Source organism: Microcoleus sp. Pol12B4 (assembly GCF_036701385.1).
Lineage (GTDB): Bacteria > Cyanobacteriota > Cyanobacteriia > Cyanobacteriales > Microcoleaceae > Microcoleus.
This window is the reverse complement of sequence record NZ_JAUBQR010000262.1, coordinates 1-8,603: the sequence shown is the minus strand read 5'-3', so window position 1 is coordinate 8,603 and position 8,603 is coordinate 1. Positions and strand designations below refer to the sequence as shown.

Genomic DNA, 8,603 nt, shown 5'->3' with positions numbered 1-8,603 from the left:
AATTTAGACCCGGTATTAACGTCTGAATCTTATGTAAAAAAGTGTTTTTCTCGTCATATTCAAGATGTCGATTATGCCTTAGTTGAAGGGGTAATGGGTTTATTTGATGGGGTTTCTCGGAAGAAAGAAGAAGAAAGTTCGGCAACGGATTTCGTAACGGATGTAACGGATAGAAGTTCGGCAACGATTGTACGAGATGTAAAGGATTTAACGGATTTAACGGATTTAAGGAAGCCAGAAGGAAAACAACACTATTCTATTTCCTTTGCTTCTACGGCTCATGTGGCTTATTTGCTGAATTTGCCTGTATTGTTTGTGATAGATTGCAGCAGGCTCTCTGGTTCTGTGGCTGCGATCGCCCACGGTTTTCGTTCTTTTAACCCTGACCTTAAATTCGCTGGTTTGGTGCTGAATCGGGTGGCGAGCGATCGACATTTGGAACTGCTTCAAGATGCTCTCAAACCGCTCAATTTACCTATTTTGGGGGTTTTGCGTAGGGATGAGGCTGTTACTATTCCCGATCGACATTTGGGGCTGATTCCTGCTGAGGAGTTGCCGAATCTTCATGCTGCGATCGATAAACTGGCTGATTTGGCTGCTGTTAGTTTTGACTGGGAGCAACTTTTGCCTTTGTTGGCTGCAACTCGAAATGGGGGGGGTGAGGGGTCTGAGCAACTTTTGGGTAGGCACAGTCTCCCTTCGGGTATTATAACTCAAAAAGATGATGTTGTCAACTCTTTGGGAAAACAATTAGGAGTGAGGATTGCGGTTGCGCGCGATCGGGCTTTTAATTTTTACTATCAGGACAATCTTGATTTGTTGGAAGAGTTGGGTGCGGAGTTAGTATTTTGGAGTCCCCTTGATGACTCGGTTTTTCCTGACAATGTGCAAGGGTTGTATTTTGGTGGTGGTTTTCCCGAAGTGTTTGCTCAAAAATTGAGCGGTAATGTTTTAATTCGGGATGCGGTAAAAAGTGCGATTTTTTCGGGAATGCCGACTTATGCGGAGTGCGGCGGTTTGATGTATTTATGCGATTCTATTGTAGACTTCGATGGCAATTCTTGGCAAGGGGTGGGAGTGTTGGAAACTGCTGCTGCGATGGGAAAGCGTTTGACGCTGGGATACCGAGAAGCTGTGGCGGTGAGGGATAGTTTGGTGTTAACTGCTTTTGATGAGGTTTGGGGACATGAGTTTCATCGATCGCATTTAACTGTGGAACCGAGTAATCCAGTTTATCACAGTTGGAGGTATGGGAAGCGAGGGGAAGTTGAGGCGGTTGCTGAAGGTTGGGGAGTTTGTCAGGTACACGCTTCTTATTTGCATTTGCATTGGGGTGCTCGGCCTGATATACCGGCTCGTTTTTTGCAGCAGTGTGCTGATTTTGATTGTAAGGGTGTTTTGGGCGATCGAGAAAGCGAACTAGATTTTTTTATTTAATTAACCGCAGAGGACGCAGAGGGCACAGAGAAGAGAAGAGAGAGGAGTTACTGTATTAGAATGTTGATGACGGATCAAGCTAGGAATGTTGGGATTTATGAGCGAATCAATTTCGACTAAGCACTTATCCGCACAATGGGTGACACCGGAGAATTTTCGGAGTTACGGTCAAGTTATCTTTGCGGCTGTTGATGGCAAGTCTTTCGATGCTGAGGATGCTCAGTTAAACTTGCAAAATGGTATTCCTAGATTTTACATTATGCGGCTGCACAATAAAGGTCGCAAGTTTGGCAAAATTACACGACACGTTCAATGTACTCAGTGTTTGGGCTCTTTGGAGGGGAAGGATTGGTTGATGGCGGTTGCGCCTCCTGGGGATAGCTATAAACCGAGTTTAGAAGATATGGCTGCTTTTCGGATTCCGGGCAATTGTTTTATTAAGTTAGATGTGGGGACTTGGCACGCTGGGCCGTATTTTGATGCGGATTTTGTTGATTTTTACAATCTGGAATTGAGCAATACTAATGTCGTTGACCATTTTACCTTTGATTTGGTAAAAAATCACAATCTGGAGTTTGAGATTGTCTGATATTGGCGATTTGTAGTGGCGCTTTTTTCGGGGTTATTGTCGTTATAGCTTGCTTTTGTGAGTAATATTTTTTAACCGCAGAGGGCGCAGAGGATGCAGAGGAGGAGAAAGAGGGGGTTCGCAAGTGATTGGGGAATTCTTTTGTTTCACTAGGCTGAGTAGCAACTAGGAAGGATCACGTTTACAAGTGTTAAATTTAGGTGCAATTGTCATGCCTGAGCAAAAGTATAGCATTGTTCTGCGGGAATGTCGTTTGTTAGGTGCGATCGACGATCGCCCAACGGTAGATATTGCTATTGAGAATGAGCAAATAGTCGCCGTTTCGCCGCACCTCTCAGAACTTGGGGAACGCGAAATCGACATTCAAGGCAATTTAGTTAGTCCTCCTTTTGTGGAGTCGCACATTCATCTCGATTCGGCTTTGACTGCCGGGGAACCGCGATGGAATCAAAGCGGCACTTTGTTCGAGGGAATTCAAATTTGGGGGGAACGCAAGCAAAGTTTAACTCTGGATGATGTCAAAAAACGGGCTGTAGAAACTTTAAGGCTGCAAGCGTCTCAAGGGATTTTGTTTGTCAGGAGTCACGCTGATGTTAGCGAACCGACGCTGACTGCTTTGCAAGGACTTTTGGAAGTTCGAGAACAAGTCAAATATTGGATGACTCTGCAAGTTGTGGCTTTTCCTCAAGACGGGATTTACGGAAGTCCAGAAAATGACAAGCTTTTAGAGAAATCTCTGGATATGGGTGCGGATGCTGTGGGCGGGATTCCCCATTATGAGTTGACACGGGAAGACGGGGTGAAGTCGGTTGAACGAATTTTTGAACTTGCTGAAAAATACAATAGATTAATAGATGTTCACTGCGATGAAATCGATGATGAACAGTCGAGATTTTTGGAAGTTGTAGCGGCTTGTGCGATTAGAAGCGGGGCTGGTTCGCTGGTGACAGCTAGCCACACGACGGCTTTCGGTTCTTACAACAATGCTTATGCTTTTAAGCTGATGGGAAGTTTGGCAAAATCGGGAATTAATTTTATTGCCAATCCTTTAATTAATATCACTCTGCAAGGTCGCGCTGATACTTATCCCAAACGCCGTGGGGTGACGCGAGTTAAGGAGTTGTGGCAACAGGGATTGAATGTGAGTTTTGGCCACGACTGCGTGCAAGATCCTTGGTATAGTTTAGGTACGGGAAATATGTTGGATGTCGCTCATATGGCAGTTCATGTTTGTCAGATGACAGGAATGGCTGAGATTGCAGCTTGTTTTAATATGGTGACTGTCAACGGTGCTAAAACTTTGAGTTTGGGAGATAATAATTATGGGATAGAGGCGGGGAAACCTGCAAATTTGATTGTGTTGGATGCTGAGGATTGTTATGATGCAATTAGGAGGCGCGCTGCGGTTCGGTATGTGATCTCGCGGGGTAAGTTGCTGGCGGAAACTGAACCTGCTAAAATTAGTTTTTATGGTATTTGACAAACAATATTTGAAGCTGTTAAATTGTGAATCAAGGTGCTATTCCCGATGAGAGTCCGAGAAATTTGCAGGAGCAACTGCTACTGCAAGATGCTAAGGCTGGTAATTGCAAAGTAATTCGTCGCGGTACAGATAGATTGTTGGGGGATGCGCCGAGACTTATTGGTGTTTATGGCGGGAATTATGAAGATTGGGATAAAATGACAAGTATTGAGGCTTTTGAAATTAATGGAGCTTCCGTACAAGTTCATTGGTTTCGGAACAGTCAGACTCTTCAAGATGTGGAGTTTAAGTTCAAGCGACAGTATCCCAAAATTGCTCCTAAAAATCTGTAGGTAATCAAGTTATGAAAATTCGTTGTATTGCTAACACGGGTGAATCTCTCCCTGATAAATATATAGATCCGCCACGCGGTTACACTAAAAAAATTAAGTTGGCATTAACAATAGGCAAAGAATATGTTGTTTATGCTATCCGAGAATGGCAAGGTACTATTTGGTACTACATCTGCGACGATATTTTTAGCTATTATCCGATGGAGAATCCGGCACCGATGTTTGAAGTAATTGATAGTAGAGTTTCTAAGTATTGGCGGTTTGAACTTTCGCCCAATGGTTTGTTAATGATAGCGTTTGAACAGTGGTTTACTGACCCTTATTTTTATGATAAGCTGACGGATCAGGAAGAGGCGGAGGTTGAGATTTTTGAGAAGGTTAAGGAATTGATGGATGCTGAGGATTTTACTTTGCCTCCGCTGGATGTTGCCGTTGAGAAGTTGCGGGAAACTGTCAGTGTTTGAGTTGGAGGAAAAGTGCGAGAGTCAATTTATTTTGTTGACCAGCTTGACTCAGATAGCTTGAAATGGTATCAAATAGGAAGCAGCAGAATTTTGTGAAAAAAAATGGACGACAAACTTGAATCCAATAAGAACTATGAGATACTAGACGGCGATGATGTTTTGTTATTCGATAAAGCTACTTTTATGGTACGCAGTTTTGCAGAGGTAATCACTAGCAAGTTTATTGAGATACTTGATCTTATTGCAATAAGGGAATCTCGCCAAAAATCAATAATTAATTGGATAAAAGAGCTACGGATTAACGACGAAATAATAATTAGTGGAGGGGAGATAGACTGGAACTCCCCTCAAGAAGGAATAGATTGTCAAGTTCTAAAAATTGGTTCTAAGGGTTGGCAAAAAGGAAAGCTTCAAATAAAAGTTAATGAAAATTTCCAGGCGGGGGAAACGCAGGTATGTATAAAGTTTTGTCCTGATGAACCAGCAAAGCAAAAATCCCCTCTAGATGATATCAGACAATCCGAGGAATACAAAAAACTGAGCAATAATAACTGACTGCCCGATCGCGATTACAATACAATAATCGATCGCACCTATATCTGAACCTTAGATTTTCAACCGCAGATGAGGGCAGATGTACGCGGATGAACGCTGATGTTGTTTGGGATGGACTAATGACAAATATAGAAGAATATGTCGATCGCACCGCTGAACTGATAAACTTACCCTTAGACTCGGAACATCGTCCAGGCGTTGTGGTAAACTTCGAGAGAATAGCTGCGATCGCCCGACTCGTTACTGAATTCCCTTTACCCCCAGAAGTAGAAGTCGCGCCGGTGTTTGAACCTTAGATTTTTAACCGCAGATGAGGGCAGATGAACGCAGATGAACGCAGATGTTTTTTAGATAAGGCGGATGCGGTTGCTACGGCAGCGGCTGTTAAATGTGGTAAAGTTACGGCTACAGAGGCGGTAAGTGCTGCTTTGGAACGGATTGCTGTTAAGGATAAAGCTTTTAATTGCTTTACTGCAATCACTGCATCAAGCGCACTCGCAGCAGCCGAAAATATTGATAATTCGATCTCAAATAACCAAGACCCAGGCCCTTTAGCAGGCGTTCCCTTCGCTGTCAAAAACCTGTTTGATATCGCCGGAATTACTACTCTAGCTGGGTCAAAAATCAACGCTGACAATCCTTCGGCTACCCAGGACGCGGCCGTGGTCGCCCGACTAAAACAAGCTGGGGCTGTACTCGTAGGTACTCTCAACATGGACGAGTACGCCTACGGTTTCGTCACCGAAAACAGCCACTACGGGCCGACTCGCAATCCCCGCGATACTGCGCGTATCGCCGGCGGTTCCAGCGGCGGTTCCGCAGCAGCAGTCGCCGCCGGTTTTGTACCCATCACTCTCGGTTCTGATACTAACGGTTCCATCCGCGTACCGGCTGCTTTGTGCGGTGTCTTTGGGTTTAAGCCTACTTACGGCCGTTTGTCCAGGGCTGGCGCTTATTTATTTTCGAGTAGTTTGGATTGTGTGGGGCCGTTTGGGCGATCGATCAGAGATATGGCGCTGCTGTACGATATCCTGCAAGGCCCGGATTCTCGTGACCCAGTTTGCACTCAACGCCCGCCTGAACTTTGTTCGCCGCAGTTAAATCAAGGAATTGCGGGATTGCGAATTGCTGTTGCTGACGGGTATTTCGCCACAGGGGCCGAACCGGAAGCAATGGATGCTGTAGAAATAGTTGCTAAAGCCTTGACAAAGGTCTTATTTTGTGGTATTAGGACAGAAAAAAAAACAAACCCCCCAAAAATAGGGGGGCTTGCGACTGTCAGCATACCGGAATCCGATCGCGCCCGGGCTGCGGCATTTATCATTACCGCCTGCGAGGGCGGAAACTTGCATTTAGACAATTTACGATCGCGCCCTCAAGACTTCGATCCGGCGACGCGCGATCGCTTTTTAGCCGGAACCCTGATCCCTGCGACTTGGTACTTGCAAGCGCAGAGATTCAGACAGTGGTACCGCGATCGAATTCGCGAAATATTCCAACACACAGACATCATCCTCGCACCCGCAACCCCGATAGCTGCCCCTGAAATTGGCGTCGAGAAAATGGTAATAGCCGGACAAGAAATCTTAGTGCGTCCCAATCTCGGACTGTTCACCCAACCCCTATCATTTATTGGCTTGCCCGTTCTTTGCGTGCCCGTACAGCGGCCCGGCGCTTTGCCCTTGGGGGTACAAATTATTGGTGCTCCCTACAGCGAAGCGGTGATTCTCCGAGTCGCTGCGGTACTAGAATCGCAAGGCATTATATGTGCCGAATCAATTTAGTGCTAATAATTCTAGGGCTTGTTATTGCGGTGAAAGCGTCTCTTAGTCCTTCTGGCAATAGCTTTGCGCTTCTGCTTTTCCAACGGGGTTTCAAAGTGGCGGTGCTTTCTCATGTCGGGGAAAATACCCGCTTTGGAAACTTGTCGCTTAAACCGTCGCAGGGCTGACTCAATCCCTTCATTTTCGCCTATTACAACTTGGGTCATTATTTCTCCTTTTGTTTGTTAGATCAAGTTTTATCATATCAAGGTTTTTGGCCGCGCAACCTGTTGAAGGTCGCGCGATCGACCAAAACCCCAAAATTATAGCAAATCCGCTGCCATTACCGCTCTTGATTATTTAGTCCGCGCAGGCAGACTTTGTATGTCAAGGCGCCAATTATATTCGCGCGGTTGCATCTGTTTGGGCTATCAACTGATTTTCCTGCCGCAGGTAAGCTTGAATAAACGGGTCTAATTCGCCGTTCATTACATCTGCGATGGCGGTTGTTTCCACCCCAGTACGCAAATCCTTGACCATTTGGTATGGGTGAAAAACATAATTGCGAATTTGGTTGCCCCAAGCCGCCTCCACCATATCGCCGCGAATCTCGGCAATTTCCGAAGCCCGCTGTTCCTTAGCAATCACCAACAGCCTAGCCTTGAGTAATGCCAAAGCTTTTTCCTTGTTTTGCAACTGACTGCGTTCCTCTGTACAGCGGACGGCCAAACCAGTAGGAAGGTGAACGATGCGGACTGCGGTTTCTACCTTGTTAACATTTTGCCCGCCCTTGCCGCCAGCGCGGGAAGTAGTGACTTCCAAATCTTTTTCTGGAATGTCCAACTGTACGGATCGATCGAGAATTGGCATCACTTCGACGCCTGCAAAACTGGTTTGACGCTTGTCGTTAGCATTAAAAGGCGAAATTCTCACCAAGCGGTGAGTGCCTTTTTCCGATCGCATATAACCGTAAGCGTAGCGGCCAACAATTTCCAAAGAAGCAGATTTAACACCTGCTTCCTCTCCCTCGGAAATTTCCATTAAATGTACTTTGTAACCTTGACTTTCCCCCCAGCGGGTGTACATCCGCAGCAGCATTTCGGCCCAATCTTGAGCATCTGTGCCGCCGGCCCCGGCGTTAATTGTCAAAACAGCGCCGCCTTCATCGTAGGGCCCAGATAGTAATTGTTGCAGTTCCCACTGGTCGAGTTCGCGGGTTAACTGAGAAAGACTCGATGAGGCTTCTTGGAACAGGGACTCGTCGGCTTCTAACTCCAGCAGTTCTAAAATAGCTTTAGCATCTTCCAAGCTCGTTTGCCAGCCGCGATATTGGTCTAAATGAGATTTGAAGTCATTAAGTTCTTGGAGGGTTTCTTGAGCTCGATCTTGGTCGTCCCAAAATGCTGGTTGGGCGCAGATTTGCTCTAAGTCTTGAATTTTGGCTGTAAGTGCGGGGATGTCAAAGATAGTCCTGGGTTGTACCCAGTCGATCGGACAATGTTTCGATATTGTGTTTGATGTCTAGAACTTCCACTATGAGTTCTCCTAGTTGTGGGGTGTATTTTTGAGTTTAGCTGAAATTTCGACATTTCAGCAACTAATCCGTGTATCCGTGTCCAAATCCGTGTCGTGCCTTCCTTCTTATATATACTGCGAACCTGTTGAATTGAAAGTTTTACCGCATTCGTGAGCGCATACGTCCAACCTTTTAGAACAGGAAAAACTTTTTGTGAGGTCTTCGCGAAACCAATCTCTGGCGATCGCATCTTTCACAGATTGAGTTCTGAGAGAATTAAAGCCATTTCCGTACTTTTCAATTAAAGCCAGCATTTGCGGTCTGTAAGTGTGGTTATAAATAGCGTATTTAGTATGGCTTACCCAACAGCAAGGCCAGAGTTCCGCTTCAAAACTGATGAAAATCTCTTTGCTGGCTTGAGTTTGGCAGCTAATTTCTACATTTCGGTAGTAATTGTTTAGGCT

Annotated in this window: 10 protein-coding genes and 1 pseudogene; 8 read left to right on the top strand and 3 right to left on the bottom strand. The window is 45.5% G+C overall.

Annotated features, from left to right (window positions below; translation table 11 throughout):
* The 8 genes from QUA38_RS25410 to QUA38_RS25375 all read left to right on the top strand — a co-directional run.
* Positions 1–1,437 (top strand): cobyrinate a,c-diamide synthase (locus QUA38_RS25410; protein ID WP_333166849.1); only part of this gene is annotated, 1,437 nt, incomplete at its 5' end.
* Positions 1,438–1,534: 97 nt separating this feature from the next.
* Positions 1,535–2,026 (top strand): ureidoglycolate lyase, encoded by a 492-nt coding sequence (locus QUA38_RS25405; RefSeq protein WP_333166847.1) that lies wholly within the window; start codon positions 1,535–1,537, stop codon positions 2,024–2,026.
* A 211-nt stretch (positions 2,027–2,237) separates the two neighbouring features.
* Positions 2,238–3,506 (top strand): cytosine deaminase, encoded by a 1,269-nt coding sequence (codA, locus tag QUA38_RS25400; protein WP_333166845.1) that lies wholly within the window; start codon positions 2,238–2,240, stop codon positions 3,504–3,506.
* 26 nt (positions 3,507–3,532) lie between these two features.
* On the top strand, positions 3,533–3,841 hold the full coding sequence (locus tag QUA38_RS25395) for a hypothetical protein (protein WP_333166844.1): 309 nt from the start codon (positions 3,533–3,535) through the stop codon (positions 3,839–3,841).
* 11 nt (positions 3,842–3,852) lie between these two features.
* Positions 3,853–4,305, top strand: a complete 453-nt coding sequence (locus tag QUA38_RS25390; protein ID WP_333094978.1) for a hypothetical protein — start codon at positions 3,853–3,855, stop codon at positions 4,303–4,305.
* 102 nt (positions 4,306–4,407) lie between these two features.
* Positions 4,408–4,860: a KGK domain-containing protein gene (locus tag QUA38_RS25385; protein WP_333166842.1), complete on the top strand. Its 453-nt coding sequence runs from the start codon at positions 4,408–4,410 to the stop codon at positions 4,858–4,860.
* 119 nt (positions 4,861–4,979) lie between these two features.
* Positions 4,980–5,156 (top strand): DUF4089 domain-containing protein, encoded by a 177-nt coding sequence (locus QUA38_RS25380; RefSeq protein ID WP_333166851.1) that lies wholly within the window; start codon positions 4,980–4,982, stop codon positions 5,154–5,156.
* 24 nt (positions 5,157–5,180) lie between these two features.
* Positions 5,181–6,644 (top strand): AtzE family amidohydrolase, encoded by a 1,464-nt coding sequence (locus QUA38_RS25375; protein WP_333166840.1) that lies wholly within the window; start codon positions 5,181–5,183, stop codon positions 6,642–6,644.
* Positions 6,645–6,655: 11 nt separating this feature from the next.
* Here QUA38_RS25375 and rpsU read toward each other — a convergent pair whose 3' ends face one another.
* The 3 genes and pseudogenes from rpsU to QUA38_RS25360 all read right to left on the bottom strand — a co-directional run.
* On the bottom strand, positions 6,656–6,850 hold the full coding sequence (rpsU, locus tag QUA38_RS25370) for a 30S ribosomal protein S21 (RefSeq protein ID WP_006632476.1): 195 nt from the start codon (positions 6,848–6,850) through the stop codon (positions 6,656–6,658).
* Positions 6,851–7,022: 172 nt separating this feature from the next.
* A protein-coding gene (gene prfB, locus QUA38_RS25365) for a peptide chain release factor 2 (protein WP_333166839.1) occupies positions 7,023–8,157 on the bottom strand; the annotation gives its coding sequence in 2 pieces (ribosomal slippage) (positions 7,023–8,084 and positions 8,086–8,157; 1,134 coding nt in all).
* 107 nt (positions 8,158–8,264) lie between these two features.
* Positions 8,265–8,603, bottom strand: a pseudogene (locus QUA38_RS25360) (radical SAM protein); the annotation flags it as partial.